General features: G+C 71.0%; 20 protein-coding genes and 4 pseudogenes. 13 read left to right on the forward strand and 11 right to left on the reverse strand.

What is annotated here, in order from left to right; genetic code table 11:
- Positions 1-72: 72 nt before the first annotated feature.
- From egtD to egtA, 4 genes are read right to left on the reverse strand one after another with little or no spacing between them, the layout of a single operon-like run.
- Positions 73-1,035, reverse strand: coding sequence for an L-histidine N(alpha)-methyltransferase (gene egtD / locus V8690_RS38865; protein ID WP_338784722.1), 963 nt, complete (start codon positions 1,033-1,035; stop codon positions 73-75).
- On the reverse strand, positions 1,032-1,823 hold the full coding sequence (gene egtC / locus V8690_RS38870) for an ergothioneine biosynthesis protein EgtC (protein WP_338784723.1): 792 nt from the start codon (positions 1,821-1,823) through the stop codon (positions 1,032-1,034). The genes egtD and egtC overlap by 4 nt, the downstream gene beginning before the upstream one ends.
- Positions 1,823-3,160, reverse strand: coding sequence for an ergothioneine biosynthesis protein EgtB (gene egtB / locus V8690_RS38875; protein ID WP_338784724.1), 1,338 nt, complete (start codon positions 3,158-3,160; stop codon positions 1,823-1,825). The genes egtC and egtB overlap by 1 nt, the downstream gene beginning before the upstream one ends.
- Positions 3,157-4,458: an ergothioneine biosynthesis glutamate--cysteine ligase EgtA gene (egtA, locus tag V8690_RS38880; RefSeq protein ID WP_338784725.1), complete on the reverse strand. Its 1,302-nt coding sequence runs from the start codon at positions 4,456-4,458 to the stop codon at positions 3,157-3,159. The genes egtB and egtA overlap by 4 nt, the downstream gene beginning before the upstream one ends.
- A 291-nt stretch (positions 4,459-4,749) precedes the next feature.
- Between egtA and V8690_RS38885 the strand changes: the two are divergent.
- Positions 4,750-5,129: pseudogene (locus V8690_RS38885) on the forward strand (TIGR02452 family protein); the annotation flags it as partial.
- 41 nt (positions 5,130-5,170) lie between these two features.
- Here V8690_RS38885 and V8690_RS38890 read toward each other — a convergent pair.
- Complete coding sequence (locus tag V8690_RS38890; RefSeq protein ID WP_338784726.1) at positions 5,171-5,617, reverse strand: type II toxin-antitoxin system PemK/MazF family toxin; 447 nt, start codon at positions 5,615-5,617, stop codon at positions 5,171-5,173.
- A gap of 74 nt (positions 5,618-5,691) precedes the next feature.
- On the reverse strand, positions 5,692-7,116 hold the full coding sequence (locus V8690_RS38895) for an amidase (protein WP_338784727.1): 1,425 nt from the start codon (positions 7,114-7,116) through the stop codon (positions 5,692-5,694).
- Between the two features lie 241 nt (positions 7,117-7,357).
- Here V8690_RS38895 and V8690_RS38900 point away from each other — a divergent pair, with 241 nt between their 5' ends.
- Together V8690_RS38900 and V8690_RS38905 are read left to right on the forward strand one after the other, a co-directional pair.
- On the forward strand, positions 7,358-8,746 hold the full coding sequence (locus V8690_RS38900; RefSeq protein WP_338784728.1) for a glycoside hydrolase family 43 protein: 1,389 nt from the start codon (positions 7,358-7,360) through the stop codon (positions 8,744-8,746).
- Positions 8,747-8,960: 214 nt separating this feature from the next.
- Positions 8,961-9,899: a serine hydrolase gene (locus V8690_RS38905; RefSeq protein ID WP_338784729.1), complete on the forward strand. Its 939-nt coding sequence runs from the start codon at positions 8,961-8,963 to the stop codon at positions 9,897-9,899.
- A 189-nt stretch (positions 9,900-10,088) separates the two neighbouring features.
- Here V8690_RS38905 and V8690_RS38910 read toward each other — a convergent pair whose 3' ends face one another.
- On the reverse strand, positions 10,089-10,439 hold the full coding sequence (locus tag V8690_RS38910) for a hypothetical protein (protein ID WP_338784730.1): 351 nt from the start codon (positions 10,437-10,439) through the stop codon (positions 10,089-10,091).
- Positions 10,440-10,555: 116 nt separating this feature from the next.
- On the reverse strand, positions 10,556-11,716 hold the full coding sequence (locus tag V8690_RS38915) for a substrate-binding domain-containing protein (RefSeq protein WP_338784731.1): 1,161 nt from the start codon (positions 11,714-11,716) through the stop codon (positions 10,556-10,558).
- A gap of 529 nt (positions 11,717-12,245) precedes the next feature.
- Between V8690_RS38915 and V8690_RS38920 the strand changes: the two genes are divergently transcribed.
- The 5 genes and pseudogenes from V8690_RS38920 to V8690_RS38940 all read left to right on the forward strand — a co-directional run.
- On the forward strand, positions 12,246-14,765 hold the full coding sequence (locus V8690_RS38920) for an ATP-binding protein (protein WP_338784732.1): 2,520 nt from the start codon (positions 12,246-12,248) through the stop codon (positions 14,763-14,765).
- Positions 14,746-15,222, forward strand: a complete 477-nt coding sequence (locus V8690_RS38925; RefSeq protein WP_338784733.1) for a roadblock/LC7 domain-containing protein — start codon at positions 14,746-14,748, stop codon at positions 15,220-15,222. The genes V8690_RS38920 and V8690_RS38925 overlap by 20 nt, the downstream gene beginning before the upstream one ends.
- 49 nt (positions 15,223-15,271) lie before the next feature.
- On the forward strand, positions 15,272-15,715 hold the full coding sequence (locus V8690_RS38930) for a DUF742 domain-containing protein (protein WP_338784734.1): 444 nt from the start codon (positions 15,272-15,274) through the stop codon (positions 15,713-15,715).
- Positions 15,663-16,277, forward strand: coding sequence for an ATP/GTP-binding protein (locus tag V8690_RS38935; protein WP_338784735.1), 615 nt, complete (start codon positions 15,663-15,665; stop codon positions 16,275-16,277). The genes V8690_RS38930 and V8690_RS38935 overlap by 53 nt, the downstream gene beginning before the upstream one ends.
- 490 nt (positions 16,278-16,767) lie before the next feature.
- Positions 16,768-16,926, forward strand: a pseudogene (locus V8690_RS38940) (CorA family divalent cation transporter); the annotation flags it as partial.
- 66 nt (positions 16,927-16,992) lie between these two features.
- On the opposite strand, the gene V8690_RS38945 reads toward V8690_RS38940, so the two are convergent.
- The gene (locus V8690_RS38945; protein WP_338784736.1) at positions 16,993-17,688 is read right to left on the reverse strand and encodes an ester cyclase; all 696 of its coding nucleotides are present in this window, start codon (positions 17,686-17,688) and stop codon (positions 16,993-16,995) included.
- A gap of 200 nt (positions 17,689-17,888) precedes the next feature.
- A complete protein-coding gene (locus V8690_RS38950; protein ID WP_338784737.1) occupies positions 17,889-18,338 on the reverse strand; it encodes a helix-turn-helix domain-containing protein in 450 nt (149 codons plus the stop codon).
- Positions 18,339-18,440: 102 nt separating this feature from the next.
- Between V8690_RS38950 and V8690_RS38955 the strand changes: the two genes are divergently transcribed.
- Positions 18,441-19,298 carry an NAD(P)H-binding protein gene (locus V8690_RS38955; protein ID WP_338784738.1) on the forward strand — a complete coding sequence of 286 codons (858 nt, stop codon included), beginning with the start codon at positions 18,441-18,443 and terminating at the stop codon, positions 19,296-19,298.
- Between the two features lie 616 nt (positions 19,299-19,914).
- Positions 19,915-20,019: pseudogene (locus V8690_RS38960) on the forward strand (IS5/IS1182 family transposase); the annotation flags it as partial.
- A gap of 201 nt (positions 20,020-20,220) precedes the next feature.
- Here the strand turns inward: V8690_RS38960 and V8690_RS38965 are convergent.
- A complete protein-coding gene (locus tag V8690_RS38965) occupies positions 20,221-20,379 on the reverse strand; it encodes an NDP-hexose 2,3-dehydratase family protein (RefSeq protein WP_338785619.1) in 159 nt (52 codons plus the stop codon).
- Here V8690_RS38965 and V8690_RS38970 point away from each other — a divergent pair.
- The 3 genes and pseudogenes from V8690_RS38970 to V8690_RS38980 form a co-directional block, all read left to right on the forward strand.
- A pseudogene (locus V8690_RS38970) lies at positions 20,305-20,517 on the forward strand (BTAD domain-containing putative transcriptional regulator); the annotation flags it as partial. The gene V8690_RS38965 and the pseudogene V8690_RS38970 overlap by 75 nt on opposite strands.
- Positions 20,518-20,636: 119 nt before the next feature.
- Positions 20,637-20,963 (forward strand): hypothetical protein, encoded by a 327-nt coding sequence (locus V8690_RS38975; RefSeq protein ID WP_338784739.1) that lies wholly within the window; start codon positions 20,637-20,639, stop codon positions 20,961-20,963.
- The gene (locus tag V8690_RS38980) at positions 20,924-21,271 is read left to right on the forward strand and encodes a hypothetical protein (RefSeq protein ID WP_338784740.1); all 348 of its coding nucleotides are present in this window, start codon (positions 20,924-20,926) and stop codon (positions 21,269-21,271) included. The genes V8690_RS38975 and V8690_RS38980 overlap by 40 nt, the downstream gene beginning before the upstream one ends.

The raw sequence follows: 21,271 nt of genomic DNA on the forward strand, positions 1-21,271 counted from the left end.
ACCGTGCCCCACGCGGCGGCGAAGCGCGAGACATCGTCCGCCGTCTTCGCCGCCGCGTGGAACTCACCGGTGTCAGCGCACCACGCTCAGCGACAGCGCGAACCGGCCCGCCTCGTCCGTCCACCAGTGGGCCAGGTCCAGCCCCGCCGCGGACAGTTCGGTGCGCACACCCTCCTGCCGGAACTTCGCCGACACCTCGGTGCGCAGCTCCTCGTCCGCCGCGAAGTCGACGGCGAGGCCGAGCGCCGGCACCTTCACGGTCTGCGCCGTACGGGAGCGCAGCCGCATCTCGATCCACTCGTGCTCGGCGTCCCACAGGGCCACGTGGTCGAACGCCGCGGGCTCGAAGTCGGCGCCGAGCTCACGGTTGATCACGGTGAGCACGTTCTTGTTGAACGCGGCCGTGACCCCTGCCGCGTCGTCGTACGCCCGGACCAGCACCTCCTCGTCCTTGACCAGGTCCGTGCCCAGCAGCAGGGCGTCGCCCGGGGCCAGCAGGGCACGAACGGACGCCAGGAACGCGGCGCGCTCGGCGGGCAGCAGGTTGCCGATCGTGCCGCCGAGGAACGCCACCAGCCGGGGCCCCGGCGTGTCCGGCAGCGTCAGTTCCGCGGTGAAGTCGGCGATCAGCGCGTGCACGTCGAACCCCGGCCGCTCGGCGGCGAGCGCCTGCCCGGCCTGGGTGAGGGCGCTCTCGCTGACGTCGACGGGGACGTAGGTGTGCAGGTCCGTCAGGGCGTCGAGCAGATGCCGCGTCTTCTCGGAGGAACCGGAGCCGAGCTCGACCAGGGTGCGGGCCCGGGCCGCCGCGGCGATGTCGCCGGAGCGCGCGAGGAGGATCTCCCGTTCGGCGCGTGTCGGGTAGTACTCGGGCAGCGCGGTGATCTTCTCGAACAGGTCGCTGCCGTGCGCGTCGTAGAACCACTTCGGCGGCAGCGTCTTGGGACGGCCGGTCAGACCCCGGTGGACGTCGGCGCGCAGCGCGGCGTCCGTGGCGTCCTCGGGCAGCGTGCGGGTGAGGCGGAACGGGCTCACGTACGGGGCTCCTCGGGGTGTGCGGGCACGAAGGCGTCGGTCGGCTCCTTCAGCGGCGTGAGCAGCACGTCCGTGCGGCTCGCCGCGAGCAGGGTGCGGTCGGGCACCTCCTGCCAGTGCGGATCGTCGTCGTAGGGCTCTGAGGCCACGACGGTGCCGCCGCCGGGCCGGGTGAGATACCAGAGGGTGTCGCCCCAGGCGGTCGCGGTGATGGTGTCGCCGTCGGTGAGCAGGAGGTTGAGCCGGGAGCCGGGGGCCGCGACGGCGACCTCCAGGACCGTGTCGGCCAGCGCCTGCCCCTGCTCGTCGCCGCTCCTCAGCCGGGCCAGGACCAGGGCCCACACGAGCGCCGAGTCGTTGCGGGCCTCCAGCGACAGCAGGTCCTCCGGCGGCAGACTGCGGGACACCGCCGCGAGCGAACCGGGCCAGCCCCTGACCGCCCCGTTGTGGCTGAACAGCCAGGTCCCCGCGGCGAACGGCGCCGCCGCGGCCTCCGCGTCCGCGCCCGACAGCGTCGCGTCCCGCACCGCGGCGAGCAGCGCGGTGGACCGTACGACCCGGGCGAGATCGGCGAACGACAGGTCCGCCCAGATCGGCCCGGCCCGCCGGTAACGGGCCGGCACCGGGTCGCCCTCGGCGTACCAACCCACTCCAAAACCGTCGGCGTTGACCGTCCCGTACCGTTGCCGCCGGGGCGCCCACGACTGCCGGTACAGGCCGTGCGGGGGCTCCACGAGGAGCCGGCCGAGCGGCTCCTGCGGTCCCACGTACGCCACATGACGGCACATCAGACGTCCTCCGAGCGGGCCGTGCGGAACCCGGAGAAGATCTGCCGCCGGATCGGGTAGTCCCAGTTGCGGAACGTGCCCCGGCAGGCCACCGCGTCCACGGCGAACGAACCGCCGCGCAGCACCTTGTGGTCGGACCCGAAGAAGACCTCCGAGTACTCCTCGTACGGGAACGCCCTGAACCCTGGATACGGCAGGAAGTCGCTCGCCGTCCACTCCCACACGTCGCCGATCAACTGCCGTACGCCGAGCGGCGACTCACCGGCCGGGTAGCTCCCGGCGGGCGCCGGACGCAGATGCCGCTGGCCGAGGTTGGCGTGCTCCGGGCCCGGGTCGGCGTCGCCCCACGGGTAGCGCATGGAGCGGTCGCCGGCCGGGTCGTACCGGGCCGCCTTCTCCCACTCGGCCTCCGTGGGCAGCCGGCGTCCCGCCCAGCGGGCGTAGGCGTCGGCCTCGTACCAGCACACGTGCAGCACCGGCTCGTCGGGCGGGACGACCTCGGTGACGCCGAAGCGCCGCCGCAGAAACTGGCTGCCGTCCCGCCGCCAGAAGAGCGGGGCCGAGATGGAGTTCCGGCGGATGTGGGCCCAGCCGTCCGCCGTCCACCAGCGCGGGTCGTCGTAGCCGCCGTCCTCGATGAACGCCTGGTACGCGCCGTTCGTCACCGGCGTGGTGTCGATCCGGAAGGGCGCCACGTCGCGCCGGTGCGCGGGCCGTTCGTTGTCCAGGGCCCACGGCTCGTCGGAGGTGCCCATCGTGAACGGGCCGCCCGGGACGAGGACTTCGGACGGGCCGGTGAACAGCGGCACCGGCTCCGGGTCCGGGGCGGTCAGGGCCTGCGGGCCCCTGCGGAGCTGATGGGTGATCAGCATGGTCTCGTCGTGCTGCTGTTCGTGCTGCGCGATCATCCCGAAGGCGAACCCGGCCTCCGTCAGCCGCGTCCCGTGGAACGCGGCCTTCTCCAGCACGTCCAGCGCGCGGCCGCGCACATCGGCCGCGTACGCGCGTGCCTCGGCGGGCGACAGCAGGGGCAGCTTCGGTCGCTCGGCGCGCGGGTGCTCGAACGCGTCGTAGAGGCCGTCGATCTCGGGCCGTATCGCCTCGTGTCCGGCGACGGCCCGCAGCAGCCACTGTTCCTCCTGGTTGCCGATGTGCGCCAGGTCCCACACCAGCGGCGACATCAGCGGCGAGTGCTGCGCGGTCAGGTCGGGGTCCTCGACGCAGCTCGTCAGCAGGGTGGTGCGGTCGCGGGCGACGACCAGCGAGGCGACCGCGCGCTCGCGGAGAACCTCCGGGCCGGCGGTGTTCGTGTCGACAGCGGGGCCGGTCTCGGTCATGGGCGCAGGTCCTTCCCATCGGCGCGACCGTCCGTGCCGCGCTGTCGGTCGAGCAGGTCGTCGGCGGGGCAGCGGCCCCGGACGACGTAGTGGTCCAGGTAGGCCGTGACGGCGTCCGTGATCTCGGGCGCGGCGCCGAGCCGGGGCAGGGCGTCCAGCGCGGCCGTGAAGCACGTGACGGCCACCTCCCGCAGCTCGGCGTCGGCCAGGCCGCGCCGGGCCGCGTCGGTCCACAGCGGGTTGTGCGGCGCGGGCAGCCCCAGCGTCCGCTCGGCCAGAGGCTTCACGGCCCGGTAGGCGGTCTCGGCGGCCTCCGGGTCGTCGAACAGCGCCGCCGCCACGGCCAGGGGCACGATCCAGCCGTCGTCGCCCGGCTGCGCGTCGATCATGCGCAGTTCGAGATGGCCGCGCGGCCTGACCGGCGGAAACAGCGTCGTGACGTGGTAGTCGAGGTCCTCCCGCGTGGGCGGCCGGGGGGCGCCCGTGCGGGTCCACTCCCGGAAGGTGAGCCCCTTTGGGACGTCCCAGGGGCCGCCGTCGCGGCGTACGCACATCACGGGGGAGTCCAGCACATGCCGGGCCCAGGTGCCGCGCGGGTCGGCGTCCAGCGGCGGTCCGCCCGCCCGGCCGGGGCCGATCCGGGTCCACATCAGCTGCCGGGTGGACAGCCAGCCGGTCGGCCGGTGACCGGCGAGCGGGGAGTTGGCGAACGCGGCCACCAGGACCGGGCCCAGATGATGGGCGAGCCACCAGCGCCGCACATGGCCGAGGGGGCCCGGCTCCTCGTGGCCGGCGTCCACGCACACCTGCACGGAGGCTGAGGCGCACATCATGGCGCGGCCGGAGGGGCCGGTGCGGTCGAGGCAGGTCTCCATGGCGTCGTAGCGCGGTTCGCGCAGGAACCTGCGGGGTTCGTGCCAGGGATCGTGGCCGAGGCCGACCAGCGTGAGGCCGTTCTCGCGCAGGACCGCGCGGACGGCGTCGAGGTCGGCGGAGACGGTGGCGATGACATCCGTCAGGGAGGCGGCGGGGGGCGAGCTCAGCTCCAGCTGGCCGCCGGGCTCCACGGTGAGCGCCGACCTCAGGGGCAGGGGCCGCAGTGCGGCGTAGGCCGTGTCGAGTCGTTCGGGTGTGACGGGGAGCTGCGGTGCGTGCAGCTCGTGGACGAGCCATTCCACCTCGACCCCGAGGCGGCGTGGCGGGCCGGTCTTGAAACAGATGCCGCGGACGAGTGCCTCGACCTCGGCTTCGGACAGTGAGGTGCGTGGCCGGGTACAGCCACCTACCGATTCGGACATGTCGGGATCCTCCTGAGATTCCACCATGCCATCGGTCCGGGCTCTTCGGCGGCCCGGGCCGGGATCACTCGTCCCACCCAAGTCCCTCATGTCGCTCGGCACAAGGGGGCGAACCGGGGCGTTCCGGGGCGGTCATCCAAGCCGACCGGGCGTTTCCCGGCGCTTTCCCCGGTGTTCTCCGGTGGCGAAAACTCCATTGCGGCGCGCGGCCGGCATCACCCACGATGCCTGCGTGAGCACGACGAGATCGGCCGCGCGGCACGCGCTCACGGCGCACACGGGGGTGGCGCCGTGAGCGCGTGCCTGCGCGGTATCGCCCAGCAGACCGAGCAGATCGTGACGAGCGGGGGCCTACCGGGCGCCGGACGGGCGCGAGGTGCCGATCGTGGCGAGCCTCCGTGCAGGCGCGCGAGGGCACGCGCCTGTACGGTCCGGAACCGGTACCGGTGTCCTCCACCCGGGTGACGGAGACGCTGGTCGAGGTCACGGGCGAGAGCAGCCTCGAGGCGGCCGCCCGCCGGCTCGGCGCGAAGGTAACCGCATCGAACTTCGCCTCGGCGCTCCCCCAAGCTCTCGGCTCCGCTCGCGCGGGGGACCCCCGTCCTCGGCGACGGCTGCCTCAACGGCGTACAGGCCCAGGAAGAGGCCTGTGCCGGGCCTCGGCGCTGTACAGACGCCGGACGCCAGGTACGGGGTGCCCTCGAGAAGGTCTTCAGCTCCAGCCGTAGCGCTCCCGCAGCCGGTGCCTGACGAGGTTGAACCGCATACGGTCCAGGGCGCAGGCCTCCCGGCGCATGCCGTCCTCGTGCAGGCGCAGGACGCGGTCCACGTCGACCCACGACTCACGGCCCGACCGGTCCCACGGCCCGCTGCCGATCGGCACCCACTCGCGATCGCCGGCGTGCCGCTTGCTGGACAACTGCACGGCGAGAAACGTCCCGGCCGGCTCGCGGGCGACCACGAGCACCGGGCGGTCCTTGCCGCGCCCGTCGTTCTCCTCGAAGGGCACCCACGTCCAGACGATCTCGCCGGGGTCGGGGTCGCCGTCGTGCGCGGGTGAGTACTCGGTGCGCACCCGGCCCACCTCGCGCGGATCGGCCTGGACGGTGGCGGAGGGGCCGGAGCGGCCCGGGGCGTTCTCATCCGTAAATGCGGTCACGACAGGCACCCTAGAGGCTGGCCCCATGAGCCCGGCCGTCGAGGCGTCCACCCCGCTGAACCGCGTACGGTCGCTCAGGCGGCAGCGGAACGCTCCGCGAGCGGCGGCGCCGGCCACTTCTCGTGCCAGCGCAGCTCCGCCTCCAACTGCGCGGCCACCTGCACCAGAAGCGGTTCGCTGTTCGCCGGGCCGAGCAACTGGGCTCCGACGGGCAGACCGTCCGCCGTGAAGCCCGCGGGCACATTGACGCCCGGCCAGCCCAGCACGTTCCACGGCCAGGCGTACGGGCAGGCGGCGATCATCGCCCGGTCGGTGGCGAAACCGCTGAGTTCCAGCAGGGCCCCGATCCGGGGCGGGGGAGCGGCGGTGGTGGGCGCGAGGACGACGTCGTACGTGGTGAAGAACCCGCCGATACGGCGGTGCAGGACGGTCTCCGCCCGCCGGGCCGCCCGCAGCGGTGCCCCGCCGAGCAGCCGGCCCAGCCGGGCCGAGCCGAGGGTGCGCCGGTCCAGCAGTGCGGGGAAGGGCGCCTCGGCCACCCGCTCGGCGATCCCGGCCGTCGCGCGCGGCACGAAGGTCAGCCCGATCTGCCCGTACGGCGGGTCCGCCTCCTCGACCGTGTGCCCCAACGCCGCGAGCCGGTCGGCGAGTTCGACGATCCGGGTCCGGACTTCGGGCCGGAGCCGGGCGGGTACGGCCGTGAACGGCGGCTTGAGGGCGAGCGCGATGCGCAGCCGCCCGGGGTCGCGGCCGACGGCCGCCGAGGCGTCGACGGCCGGGGGCCGGTGCGGGTCCTGTGCGTGGTTGCCGCTCGCCGCGTCCAGCAGCAGGGCCGCGTCGGCGACCGTACGGGCCAGGGTGCCGTTGACGGTGATGCCCTGGAAGGACTCGCCGCGCGGCCAGGTGGAGACGCGGCCGCGCTGCGGTTTGATGCCGACCAGATGGGTCCATGCGGCCGGGATCCGCACCGACCCGGCGCCGTCCGAGCCGAGCGCGGCGGGCACCAGACCGGCGGCGACCGCGGCGGCCGAGCCGCCCGAGGAACCACCGGGCGTATGGGCCGTACTCCACGGATTGCGTGTCGCGCCGAAAGCCGGCCCTTCGGTGAAGGGCCACTGCCCGAACTCGCAGGTGTTGGTCTTGCCGACGATCACGGCCCCGGCCGCGCGCAGCCGCCGCACCGCCTCACCGTCCTCGGCGACCGGCGGGAACTGACCGCAGCAGCCGAAGGCGGTCGGCTCGCCGGCCACGTCCATGTCGTCCTTCACGGCCACGGGCACCCCGAGCAGCGGCTTGCTCGCGCCGGCGGCCAGCTCCCGGTCGGCGGCGTCGGCCTCGGCGAGCGCCGCCTCGGCGCGGACGATCCGGAAGGCGTTGATGCTGCCCTGCGTCGCCTCGATCCGCGCCAGCGCCCGCTCGACCAGCGCCCGGGACGTCACGTCCCCGGCGGCCAGCGCAAGGGCGGTCTCCGTCAGGCCTGCGGCACGGTCGAGCGTCATACGGACACCTCCGGAAGCAACCTCTCTACCGAACGGTAACGTCCGATGGCCGGTGGTGGAACGCCGACGACAGGAGTGGGGCTTCACCCACCGGCCACATCTTCCTCACTTGGCTCATCCGCTCCTGTTCAAACCATTGACGCCCGTCTGCCTCGCCCCTACTTTCTGTTCCCCCACGTCTGATCGAATTGCCGAACTTTGTTCGGTATATCGATCCCTTGTGTCTCAGGGAGAGCCGCCCGTGACCTCACACCCCGCCGCCCCGTCCCGCCGCACGCTGCTGCGCGCCCTGGCCGCCCTGCCCGCCTCGGCGGTGCTGCTGGGCGAGGTGCCCGGGCTGCTCGGCAGCGCCCTGGCCGCCGCGCCGCCGAACGGCTTCGCCACCCGGTACACGATCGTGCCGTTCCTCAACAGCAACGACGGTACGGTCAACGTCTACCAGTCGGACGACGCCACCGACTTCCGGCTGCTGCGCTCCTCCGCGTACACGCCGCCGGCGGGCCGGATCCGCGACGCCAGCGTCATCAGACACACCGACGGCTACTACTACGTCACCTACACCACACGCACCTGGCAGGACACCAGCAGGACCATCGGCTTCGCCCGCAGCTCCGACCGCGTCAACTGGACGTTCCTGTACGACTACACCGTCCCGGTCGCGAACCTCTCCCGCGCCTGGGCGCCCGAGTGGTTCGTCGACAGCGACGGCAGCGTCAGCGTCATCGTGTCCTGCTCCACCACGAACGACCAGTGGATCTTCACGCCGTACCTGCTCAGGGCCACCAACTCCGCCCTGACGGCCTGGAGTTCACCGGCACCGCTCACGGGCATCGGCGCCAACCACATCGACACGTTCATCGTCAAGATCGGCTCGACGTACCACGCCTTCCCGAAGAACGAGACGACGAAGTACATCGAGTACGCCACGGCCTCGAACCTCACCGGCCCGTACACGATCCGCAGGACGGGCGACTGGGCGGGCTGGGGCAGCTACCGCGAGGGCCCGGCGCTGGTGCAGCTCGACAACGGCGGCTGGCGCATCTTCTTCGACGGCTACGGCGACGGCACCTACTACTACAGCGACAGCTACGACACCTTCGCCACCTGGACGGCACCGGCCGCACTGCCCGGGATCTCCGGCACGGCACGGCACTTCACGGTCGTCAAGGAAACGGTCTCCGGTGGCCCGAGCCTGCCCCGGAACACCACCCGCTCCTTCCGGTCGGCCAACTACTCGACCCGCTACTGGCAGCAGCAGTCCTCGCTGCTCAACCTGCCCGTGGTCAGCGGCTCCAGCACCACCGCCGAGAAGCAGGCCGCCACCTTCACGGTCGTCGCCGGCCTGGCCGACGGCAGTGGCTACTCCTTCCGCGACGCGGCCGGCAACTACCTGCGCCACTGGGACTTCCGCGCCCGCTTCGACCCGAACGACGGCACGAGCACGTTCGCCAAGGACGCCACGTTCATCCTCCGGACCGGCACGGCATCCGGCTCCGTCCGCTTCGAGTCGTACAACTACCCCGGGTACTACCTGCGCCACTACTCGTACCAGCTCCGCGTGGAACGCTCGAACGGAACGGAGCTGTTCCGGCAGGACAGTTCGTTCGTGCCGGTGACGGCCTGGGGCTGACCGACGCGCTGGAGCGCGTCGAACGTGTGCGGTGCGTCCCCGAGCGCGTACCACATGACGGGCGACGTCGGTCGACGCCCGCGCGCGCCGCTCTGCCTCCCGGAACTACTTCCACTCGCCGTACAACCCTCGGTGTCCCCCGTGAGTCTCCGTAGAGCCTCACCCCGCATTTCGCAAATGCCATCTGGCCTTTGGCACACTCGGAGCGTTCATAGTGATAACCGGCATCAAGGGCGTACGTATCCGCAGAGCCGCAGCTGTCGCCTGCGCCACCGGCGCGCTGCTCGCGGGCGGCGCCGTGACCGCGCCCGCGCAGGCGGCGACCGCGCCCTCGGTCAGCGCCAAGGGCGCGTTCATGCTCAACAGCGCGACGGGCTCCACGCTCTACAGCAAGTACGCCGACACCAAGCGGCCCATGGCGAGCACCACCAAGATCATGACGGCTCGCGTCGTGCTGAGCACCCCCGACCTGAACCTCGACCGGAAGGTCACCATCAAGCAGGCTTACCGGGACTACGTCACTGCCAAGGGCGCGAGCACCGCGGATCTCAAGACCGGCGACAAGGTCACCATCCGCCAGCTGCTCCATGCGATGCTGCTGCCGTCCGGCTGCGACGCCGCGATGGCCCTCGCGGACACCTTCGGCACCGGTACGACCATCTCGGCGCGGACCAAGTCGTTCATCAGCAAGATGAACGCCAAGGCGGACACCCTCGGCCTGACCAACACGCACTTCGACTCGTTCGACGGCAACTCGACGCAGAACACGAACTACACGACGCCGCGCGACCTCGCCAAGCTCGCGCGCAGCGCGATGAAGTACTCGACGTTCGCGGGCATCGTGAAGAAGCCGAAGACCGTGCAGTACGCGACGACCAGCACCGGTGGCACGCGCACGTACACCTGGTACAACACCAACCAGCTGCTCGGCTCGTACAGCGGCGCGATCGGGGTGAAGACGGGCACCAACACGCCGTCCGGCCCCTGCCTCGTCTTCGCCGCGACCCGCAACGAGAAGACGGTCATCGGCGTGCTCCTCAACGACCAGTACCGCTACACAGACGCCGCCAAGCTGCTGGACTACGCCTTCGGTACCAGCTCGGCGAGCACCATGCGGCTGCGCACCCTGCCGACGGGCGCACAGAGGGACTGACCTGGGCCGACGCGCACTCGAACGAACGCTGGTGGGTACCGGCGCGAGCCGGGCAAGCGCCTGTTGCGTCAGTAGTGCGGCAATGCTGTGAGGGCGCCGGTGTGCGGAAGGCGTCGGTCAGCACAGCCTGGGCTGGTCAGCGACAGCCGACCAGCCCAGCCCTTGCGTGCCCTCCACCCTATGAGCCCGTCAGCGTGGGCGGCGCGTTGACAGCCAGAGGCGGACCACGGGCGGGACGGCGCTGCCGATGCCCACGACCAGGGTGGTGGCCGCGAGCGGCTCGTTGAGGGTAGGCAGCGCAGCAGTCACCGGACCCATGGTGGTGGTCGGTACGGTGACCTCGCATCCCTTCTCGGTCATGGTGGAGCCGCCGCCTTCGACCCCGAGGCCGTACGCATGGTCCATGCACTCCCTGGTCCCGACGACATCGGCGCCGAGCCACAGCACGCCGGCCGTCGTGGCGACCAGCAGGGAGCCGATCAGCCCGGCCCTGCGCAGGACGCGGTTCGGGTCGGGGGCATTGCGGTCGGGTGCGGTCACGCGGTGATCAACTCCGAAGAGGATGTCAGCGTTGGCCGGGCAGGCGTACGTGCCGTTTCGGCTTATACGTCGGCGAGCTCCGGCGAGTCCAGCCGGTTCGCCGGTCTGCTGCGTGTCTACTTCTCCCAGATCCTGCGGTAAGCCTCGCGGTAGCCCTCGGAGTCCCAGGACAGTGCGCCGCCGCTGTTGGCGGCGGTGGTGACATGGACGGGGGCGACGTATCCGCTGGCCAGCTCGCCGGCGAAGGAACGGTTGAACTCGTCGATGATCTGCCAGCCCTGTTCGGACAGCGGTTCGGGCACGGTGGCGGCCTGGAACTCCTTGCTGTTGATGCGCTGGAAGGCCGAGGGGTCGCCGTCACCGGCCCCGATGTTGAACGGGGCGCCCTCGCCCTGCCTGCCAGCGGCACGCAGGGCGGGGCCCGCGTGGTCGAAGTACAGGTCGTTGATGGCGGCGGAATGGGTCCACCTGTCACCGAAGCGGGAGGCCAGGGAGGAGACCCTCTTGGTGGTGAGACTGCCCGCCTGCGGGATGGGGACGTTCTCGTAGCTCAGCAGCTCGACGCCGGAGCAGGTGGCGAGTTCCTTCTTGATCAGATCCGACTTGCGCTTGGCGAAGGGGATCGAGGCGTCGGTGAACAGGACGACGCCCGCACGACCGTTGGACCGGGCGATGATCCAATCAGCGCTGATCTTCGCGACCTCCTCGACCCTGGTGGTGATGTTGCTGAACAGCTTCGGGTTCTCGCTGGGGCCGGGAGCCGCGACGGCGTGCCAGCCGATCAGCGGGATGCCGTCCGCGTTCGCCTGCTCGACCTGTGCGGCGGTGGAGGTGGGATCGAAGCCGCCGATGACGATGCCGTCGGGTTTGAGGGCCAGGGCCTCGGCGAAGGCGGCCTTGATCCCGGCGGGCGTGCCCTGGCCGTTGAGGGTGCGGACACGCCAGTCGATGACGCCGGCGGCTTCCTGGACGCCCTTGGCGACGCCCGCCGCGCCGGGATTGGTCAGCGTCTGGGCGATGTAGACGATGGTCTTGCCGGGGACGGCCCGGGGCCCGCTGGTCGGCCCGGACCAGGGGGCGTTGACGTCCTCGGCCGTCTTGACGGCCCGCTTGGCCTCGGCGAGGGCGGTGGGGCAGCCGGGTCTGGACGAGCCGCTGGGGGACGCGGCGGCGGACCCGTCGGTGGTGGAAGCGCTCTCGCAGCCGGTGGTGAGGGCGATGGTGGCCGAGGCCAGGAGAGCGGTGGCCGTCACGGCCGCCTTGCGGGTGGGGTGCACGGGGTCTCCAACACGGTGCGAGAGAGGGCAGGGCTGGGCGGGGAGGCGGGGCGTGGGGTCGGCGACGGTTCCCGCGCGTTGCCGCTGTCGTGAGGATTCAGGCCAGCGACGGGAGGAGAGGCCCGCGAGGCCGGCGGGCGGTGATGCCCGGCGGTGGCCCGGGTGGCCCGGGGAGGCAGCGAGTGCCCGAGGCGAGGGGCGCGTTCGACCGGTCGGTCCGCGTCACGTCCGTACCCGGCACCGTGGATCGATCAGCGGTGTGCAGTACGACGAGCGCCTCATCGGGCGAAGCGTTGCACTCAGGGAGATACTTCGTAAACATTCCGTCATTGATTCTTTATGACCCAAACTTTGTCATGTCATGGTAAAGGCGATACTCTCGCCCAGCTGGTTCCAGACACCTGGCGCGATCTCTTCGTTCCTATCAGCGATGAAGGCCGCGAAAGTGTCACGTCCGGTGCCGGCCGGTCGGCGGTCCGTGAACACGACGTCCCCGTCACCGCTCAGCAACACGTCGAAGGAGGCCCGGGTGTCCGCCACCACAGGGAACCCGCCGCACGCACCGGACCCGCCCAGGCATGCCCGCCGGACTCCGCGGTTTCGCCGCAGGGTGGCGACCGTTCTCGACCGGTGGCCCTTCCGGCGTAAGCTCAACGTCCTGGTGATCGCGCCCATCGCGGTCGTCGGCGTACTGCTCGGCGTCGGCGCCTACGGCCAGGTGCAGCATGCCCGGGAAGCGGGCCGGATCGCGGACCTGGTGCGCGACAGTGAACAGGTCGCACAGCTCATCAACGACATACAGGCCGAACACCGGCAGGCGCTCCTGCTCTCCGTGCAGTACGACTCGGCCCGCCCCGGAGTCCCGCTGCCGCCGACCACCGACTACCGTCGGGCGCAACGGAGCACCGACGCGCAGGTCGCCGCCGTGCGTGCGGCGTTCGCCTCCGGCCTGCCGCCCGAGGAGGCGCAGGCGCTGGACTACATCCGCGGCCTCGGTGTCCTGCGCGAGAAGCTTGAACGTGGCTATGTCCCCGCCGCCAACATCGACCCCGCGTACGCCTCCGCGGTCGAGTACCTGATCGACGGCATCGGCCTGGGGGGCTACTCCGGAACCTCGTCGTCCTCGGTCGTGACACTCCTGGACACGGTGCTGCGCGCCGACGCGTCCCACGCGGCCTTCGAGAGCGCCGTGTTCTCCGCCCAGACCAGGGACGCCAACGCCCTCACCGAGTACAGCCGGGCGGTCGGCGCTCGCAAGCTCTACGACCACCAGTTGGACCGGTTCGAGCGCATCGCCACACCGGCGCAGGTCCTGCGCATGGACGGCATCCGGCGCAGCGCCGAACAGCACGGTGTCGAAGCCCGGTTCGCGGAGCTCCAGATCGATCCCGGTGCCTTGCAGGGCCAGACGCCGGCGCAGCTCCGCAAGGTGATCACCGACGGGACCCGGCAGTCCGAAGCCCGACTCGGCATCACCAGGTCGCTGATCGAGCAGACCGCCGCCCGGTCCGACGCCGTCTCCGCGGATGCCCTGCGGAACGCCGTCTACCTGCTTGGTCTGACCCTGCTCGGCTTCGCCGCCTGGCTGACCTTCTGCGTCCTGATCCGGCGTTCGGTCGTGCGCCCCCTGGAGGGCCTGACCCGCTCCGCCCAGGAGGTGGTCGACGTGGCGGGCGAGGAACTCGCCCGGGTCTCCGACGACGAGTCCGCCGGCAGTACCCCGCTGCGGCCGCGGTCGATCCCGGTCCCGGTCCGTGACGAGATCGGCGAACTGGCCGAGGCGTTCAACCAGGTTCAGGTCACCGCCGCCCAGCTGCTGGAGCGGCAGGTGCTCAGCCGGCGCAACGTCGCCGAGATGTTCGGTAACGTCGGCCGGCGGGTGAGCAACCTGACGACGCGTCAGCTCATGCTGATCGACGCCGTCGAACGCGAGGAGACCGACCCCGAACTGCTCGAACGGCTGTACAGCATCGACCACATCGCCGTACGCCTCCAGCGCAACGCCGACAGCCTGATGCTGCTCGCCGGAATCCGGGAGACCGGTGTCGAGGCCCGGCCGACCCCCCTGGCAAACGTCATCAGGGCGTCGCTCGGCCAGATCGAGGGCTATCAGCGGGTGTCTCTGCGGCCCGAGACGGAGGTCACCGTCGCGCCCGACATCGTCGGTGACCTGACGCTGATGCTCGCCGAACTGCTGGAGAACGCGGTCGCGTTCTCGCCCTCCCACACCCCCGTCGAGGTGGCCGTCCGCCCCGGGACCGACGTCACCGAGGACGGCGGGGCGCTGATCGAGGTCATCGACCACGGCCTCGGCATGAGCGCGGAGCGCCTCGCCGAGGAGAACGCCCGGCTCGTGCGCCGGGAGCGGCTCGACCTCGTGCCGACCAGGGTGCTCGGCCTCTTCGCGGTCGGCAGTCTTGCCCGGCGTTGGGGAGTGCGCGTGTCGCTGAGCCGTACGCCGGGCGGCGGGGTCACCGCAACCGTCTGGATCCCCGCCTCGCTCCTGCTGACCATGAGTCCCGAGGACCCCGAGGACCCCGAGGAGCCCGTGGACACGGGCCCGATCGCAGCCGTGGCGGCGTTCCCGGTGAGGACCGGGCAGGAGGCCGCCGTGCCCGCGCCGTCGCGCGTACCGGTCTCCGCCACCGTTGTCACCGAGCGGTCGGCGGCCCCCTCGTCGCACGACGCGCTTCCCCGGCGCCTCCCGGCGCGCACTGGCGCGGAACCGGCCACCGCGGAACGGACCGCCGAGGACGCCGGAGGGGAGCGGACGGCCGACTCGGGCGAACAACGTGCCGCACAGGACTCACGGCCGCTGCGGCGGCGGGTACGGGGCGCGACACTCGCCATGACCTCTTCGCGGGCGGACCGGGGAGCGCCGACGGTGCGGCAGCCCGCCGACGCCGAGGCCGTCCGCTCGGAACTCGACGAGTTCGAGGCAGCCGTACGCAGGGCAGAGCAGGACAGTGCTCACGCCCGGACGAAACCAGCATCATCGCACCACCAGCAATCCCAGAAGGAGTCCGGCAGTGACCACGTCGACAGCTGACAACAGTTCCGAGCGGCCGGAACCCACCGATCTGCGAGCCGCCGCAGCCGACTTCACCTGGCTGCTCGACCGCTTCGCCACGGAGACCGCCGGTGTGGTCGACGCCATCGCCGTGTCGTCCGACGGCCTGCTGATCGCCGTTTCCCGGCTGCGTGAGCACGCCGACTCCGAGCGGCTCGCCGCGATCGTGTCCGGCCTGACGAGTCTCGCCGCGGGCGCCTCCGGCAACTATGGGCTCGGCGGCCTCAACAAGGTCATCATCGATCTGGAGGGCGGCCATGTGCTGGTGTCGGCCATCGGCTGCGGCGCCGTCCTGGGAGTGGTGACCTCCAAGGAGGCGAAGCTGGGCAACATCGCCTACGAGATGACTCTCTTCGCCAACCGGGCCGGGGCCGCGCTCACCCCCCAGCTGGTGCTGGAGCTGAAGAACAGTGTCGGCGCGGCCCCGGCCGGCTGACCGTCCCCCGCCCGGGGCACGGGTACAGGCACTTCGGAAAGGGATCGTGATGGCAGTCGGCGGACCACCACACGAGGCAGCTGGGCACGCCGGGGGCTCGCCGGACCCGGCCGCCGGCCGCGCCCCCGCGATCCGGCCGTTCCTGCTGACCGCAGGCCGGGTGTCGGGGGGCGGCGCGGCGTTGCCGATCCCGGTCGAGACCCAGGTCGTGTCGACCTCGGCGGGGCTGTCCGTCCTGCACTCGCTCACCTTCGAACATCACGACATCATCGCGGCCTGCCGGCGGCCGCAGTCGGTGGCGGAACTGGCCGCCGGGCTGCGACTGCACCTCAACGTGGTCCGCGTGCTGGCCGAGGACCTGCGTGCCGCAGGGCATCTGGCGGTCCACCGGCCGAACGCCGGGACCGCCCAGGATCTCTCCGTACTGCGAAGGGTTATCGATGGTCTTCGTGCCGTCCCCGACTCACGGGGGACACTCCGTGACACCAGTTGAACAGCCGCCGACGCCGGTCAAACTGGTCATCGCCGGCGGCTTCGGTGTCGGCAAGACCACGACCGTGGGCTCGATCTCCGAGATACGGCCGCTCACCACGGAGGCCGCGATCACCGAGGTCGCGGCAGGAGTGGACGATCTCACGCACACTCCGGGCAAGACCACCACCACGGTCGCCATGGACTTCGGCTGCATCACCATCGACCCGACGCTCAAGCTGTACCTGTTCGGCACCCCGGGCCAGGACCGGTTCGGCTTCATGTGGGACGACCTGGTGGAGGGCGCCCTCGGCGGTCTGGTCATCGTGGACACCCGCCGACTGGACGACTGCTACGCGGCGGTGGACTACTTCGAGCACAAGGACGTGCCCTTCGCGGTCGCCGTCAACGCCTTCGACGGGGAGGTCGAGCACGACCTCGACGAAGTGCGGTGGGCACTGGACATCACCGAGCACGTTCCGCTGCTCGTCTTCGACGCACGGAAGACGGGCTCGGTCCGCGACGCGCTGCTGGTCGTACTGGAAGTCGCCCTGGCCCGGGCCGAAGCTGCAGTGGCACCCTGAAGGTGAACGGCCCCCGGTGGAGTTGGCCGGCGACCACGCACGCCGCGGAGATCACCTGACGGTGATCTCCCCGTCCTCCGCTCCGCACCACCACCGCCGGACTCTCCACCGGCGCCGCACTGCTCGCCGTCCCCGGCGGGCAGGATCCCGGCGGGCCCATCCCGTACCGGGGGGTGCCCGTCGGTTCCACCGGCCCGTCGGAGCGCCCTCGCACGGCAGGGCTCTCAGACCCTTCCCTGACCAAGGCAGCCGTGCAGGCCGTGCGCGCCCTGCTCGCCTCCCGCGCGACGGATCGGGCGGCATAGTTCCTGCGCGCGGGCCGGCCGTCTCTCCTCCTCACCTCCTGACGCGTTTCACGTGATCTGCCGTGAGCGGCAAGTAACGCTGTGGTACGGAAGTTCCGTGACGGATGACGAGACGGGGGCTGTGGTGCGGACCGAGTTCGTCGACCGCGTGGAGCACATGGACGAGCTGCTGCCGAGCTCGGCAGATCAAGTAGAAGATCTCCGGGTGGGCGACGATCCTGTCCGCGCCCACCCTGATCGGCACTGTCTGCGGCATGAACTTCGACCACATGCCGGAGCGGCACTGGGTCCTCGGCTACCCCTTTGCCCTGGCCCTGACGACGCTGGTGTGCGTGGGCCTGTACGGGGCAAGCCCAGACCGCCGTTGCGGGGTGGTCGGCCGGCCCTCACGACAGCGGTTCTGGGATGGGTCAGGCTTCCAGGGCGCCCAGTTGCCGCAGCAGCCCGAGGTCGTCCCAGTTCCACCAGCTCTCGGCGATCTTGCCGCCCTGGCAGCGGAACGTGGCGTGCCCGGTCCCGGCGACGTCCCGGTTGGTGGGCTCCAGCCCCTGGTAGGTGCCGGTGTGCCGGCCCTCGAAAGTGATCCGGCAGGTCACCAGGTCTCCCTCGGCGATCATGCTCTCCACGGTGAGCCGGGGATTGAAGGCGTCCAGGATCTCGCCGTTCTCCCGCTTGGCCTGAGCGAGGTCCACGTCGTAGGAGGAGAGGGCAGGATCGTGTTCTCGGTAGTCGCCGGTGCACAGCTCGTCGGCGAGGTCGAGGTTCCTGGCGTTGATGACCTCGTCGAAGAAGCGGCGGACGACGAGCTTGTTGAGCTGCTCGTCCCGCACGACGTCGAGGTCCGTGAAGGTGGGCGTCTCCTCGCAGGCGGCGACAAGCTCCTCGAAGATGCGGTTGGTCTCGGGGAGGTTGGAGTTTTTCATCGCCTCCTCGTACGACGGGAACTCCACGATCTCGACGACATGGGCGGAGTCCGCCCGGTCCCGCCCGACGATCGAGTGTGTGGCGGTCCGCTTGCCCTGGGTCGACTCAACCCAGCTGTCCATCAGCCGGTTGAGTTGATCGACATTGCTGGTCTTGCAGTCGATGAGCTGGACGAAGGTCATGAGCCCCTCCAGTGCGATGAGCGACGCATGTCAACCAATAGGGATATTTCAGGCTATACCCGACTTCTTGCCCGTGCCTCTTCTTCTGGTCAGTAAGCCACCGCCGGGCGGACAGCGCGGCGGGCGCCACTCCGGCTTCCCGCAATCGCCGGTCAGTCGGTCAACGGGTAGTCGGTCAACGGGTAGTCGGCTCGCTCGTGTTACGCCCGAACAGAGCGAGGCCTCGCGTCGGTGGAGCGGCCGGCCCTTTCGCTCGGATCACGCTTCGCCGCGTCGTACTCCTGGCGGGCCTTCTGGATCGCCGCCAGCCGCTGCTCCGTCCACAGTGCGAGGCCACGGATCTGTTCAGCGGCCTCCCGGCCCAGTTCCGTGAGGGAGTAATCCACGCGGGGCGGGATCACGGGTTTGGCGTCGCGGTGGACCAGGCCGTCGCGCTCCAAGGTCTGGAGGGTCTGGGTCAGCATCTTCTCGCTGACTCTTCCGATCTCCCTGCGTAGCTCGCTGAAGCGGTACGAGCGGTCCAGCAGCGCGATCAGCGCCAGGGTGCCCCAGCGGCTGGTGACGTGCTCCATGGTCACGCGCTGCGGGCACACCCCGTCACCCTCGGCCATCCGCACACGGTCCACGTACGTCGTGTCACTTACTTCCATGCCCGTACCTTACGTCAAAGCCGGTACTTCCGAAGAGTTAGTGCCCTTCCTATGGTTAGTGAAAGAAGAGATCAGAGTTAACAGAGCGGAAGATTTCAGCCCATGAGCATCGTCGTCACCGGCGCGACCGGAAACCTCGGCCGTCTCGTCATCGGGGGCCTGCTGGAGAAGGTTCCCTCCGACCAGATCACCGCCGTCGTCCACAGCGAGCAGAGGGCCGCCGACCTGGCGGCACGGGGTGTGAGGATCGCGGTCGCCGACTACAACGCCCCCGAGACCGTCGACGGCGTTCTCTCCGCCGGCGACAAGGTGCTGCTGATCTCCAGCAGTGAGTTCCACAGGGACCGCCTAGGCCAGCACAAGGTGGTCATCGACGCGGCCAAGGCCGCCGGGGTCGCCCTCCTCGCCTACACCAGCGCCGCCGGCAGTCTGACCGCCGCCCTCGCCGACGATGCCCGGGCGACGGAGGCGGTGATCCTCGACTCCGGACTGCCCTACGTGCTGCTGCGCAACGGCTGGTACAACGAGAACTACACCGAGCAGCTGGCCCCCGTGCTGCAGTCCAACACCGTCACCCAGGCCGCCGGCCAGGGCCGTGTCGCCTCCGCCTCCCGCGCCGACTACGCCGCTGCCGCCGTCGCCGTGCTGACCGGTGAGGGCCACGAGAACACGACGTACGAGCTGAACGGCGACACCGCCTGGAGCTTCGCGGAGTACGCGGCCGAGCTGAGCCGGCAGAGCGGCAGGGAGATTGCCTACAACCCGGTCTCCGTCGAGACCTATGTCGGCATCCTGACCGGGCACGCCGGACTGCCCGAGCCCCTCGCTGCGATCCTCGGCGGCGTGGAGGCGTCCATCGAAAAGGGCGAGATGGCCGCCGCCGGCGGCGAGTTGTCCCGGCTGACAGGCCGCCCGACCACGCCGATCGCCGACTCGATCGCCGCCGCGCTGAAGGGCTGAGATACGAGTCCGCGCTGCTGGAGCTAATCGGCGACGTACTCGCACTGTCCGAGGACGCGTTGTGGGCGGTGGACATCAACCTCGGCGTCGCTGCCTTGCGTGTCGGTTTGTTGCTCGGCCACCGCCGATGGTCTACCTCACCGGGCTTGCCGCTCACCAGGCATCGACAAGCCGGATCCCGTCGGACTCCGCCGCCGCGGCCACGGCCTGCCGGTCCGCAGCACCGTCCGCCTTCTTGACTCAGTGCCGCAACGCTTCCCGGACCCGGCGTCTGCCGTCGCTTCTCGGCCACCACCGCACGGCCGCTCGATCAGCTCCTCCGGGTACTTCCCCTGCGTAGGCATGAGCGCATCCTTCCAAGCTTCAGCGCTTGAGAGACCCGGAGCGGTTCACCCGGCAGCCCGGCCCGGCCGCGTCTCGGAGATCACCGCCTACCGCCACAACCACCTGACCGGGCGCCTGCGCATCCCGTCCACCACTCACGCCAGCCCCCGTGAGCTGCGTCTATTCATGATGAACAGGATCATCGCGGAGGAAAGCGCATCACCTACGCGACGTCGGGCCGTGCCATCAGCGGCGACCGCACATGCAACGCCAGACATGGGCTGGGCAGGGGCACGATGTTCCATCCCATCTCCTGCCGCTGCTGGACGCCGTCCCGCCGATCCGGGGCCTGCCGGGACGCCCGCGTCGCAAGCCCCGGCGGATGTACGCCGACCGGGTCCCTTCGGCGGCCGGGGCGACAGCGGTTACGGGCGCAAGCAGGGCGAGGAAGGACTCCGGGAGTTCGCGTACCCGCACTCCTTCACCCGAACGGCTGCACCTCAGACCGTGACCGCGGGGACCGGGACGTCATCGACACACCCCGCCCAACGCCGCATCACCGACCCGGCACGTCCCCAGACCGGTCACACCATACGAATCAACGACCCGCGAACTGCGGGGACCAGACGACCGACCGCAGTGCGGCCAGCAGCGTGCGTGCCTGCATGTTCAGGTAGTAGCCGTGCCGCGGCAGCCGCTCCGACTGCCCCGGCGTCACCCAGACGAAGTCCGATGGGACGTCGGTGAGTTCGTCGATCCCGCGACGGGGACGCTGCGCGAGGCGCTGAGCCTGTGGCGCGGCGAGGAGTTCACGGAGGCTCAGGGCGCCCTCTTCACCGAGGCCGCAACGGTACGGCTGCGGGAACTGCGCCGCGCCGCGCTCGCCGACCGGATCGACGCGGACCTGGCGCTGGGCCGGGCAGCGGAGGTCCTGCCGGAACTGGAGCACCTGGCCGGCGGCGGACGAACGGTGGCAGGCCCGCCCGATGCACGCGCTACGCGCCGTGGGCCGCGGTGTCGACGCCCTGGACGTCTACGCCCGCGTGCGCGCCTGGCCTGCCCCTCGCGCTGGAACTGGCCGCCGCACGATTGCGCGCACAGTCTCCGCGCGAGGTCGCCGAGCGGATCGAGGACCACCTGCGGATCCTGTCGGACGGCGGGCGCGGCCGCCCGCCCCGGCACCGCACGCCGGCCACCGTCGGCGACTGGAGCCGGGAGCTGCCGCACCCCGAGGAACGGGCTCCGACCCGCAGGCTGGCCGTGTTCCCCGCCGGGGCGACGCTGGGCGCGGTGGAGCAGGTGTGCGCCGGAGCGCGGAGCGGGACGTGGTCGACCTGCTGACCGCCCTCGTGGACAAGTCGCCGGTGCAGGTCGCCGACATCGGCGGGCAGACCCGCTACCGGATGCTGGACACGATCCGGCGTCACCTGGCCGAACGGCTCGACGCGGACGAGGAGAACACGCTGTGCGAGGCGCACGCCCGCTACTTCCTGCGTCTGGCGGAGACCGCCGCGCCCCGCCTGATGGAGACCGACCAGGTGCTCTGGCTGGGCCGGCTGGTAGCCGGAGGCAGGACGGAGCTCGCGATCTGGATGGTGACGCCTGCTGCTGTCCCTGTGCGCTCTCGTGGTGGCCGGCGACTTGGCTAA

Origin of the sequence: Streptomyces sp. DG1A-41 (assembly GCF_037055355.1) — a bacterium.
Taxonomy (GTDB): Bacteria; Actinomycetota; Actinomycetes; order Streptomycetales; family Streptomycetaceae; genus Streptomyces.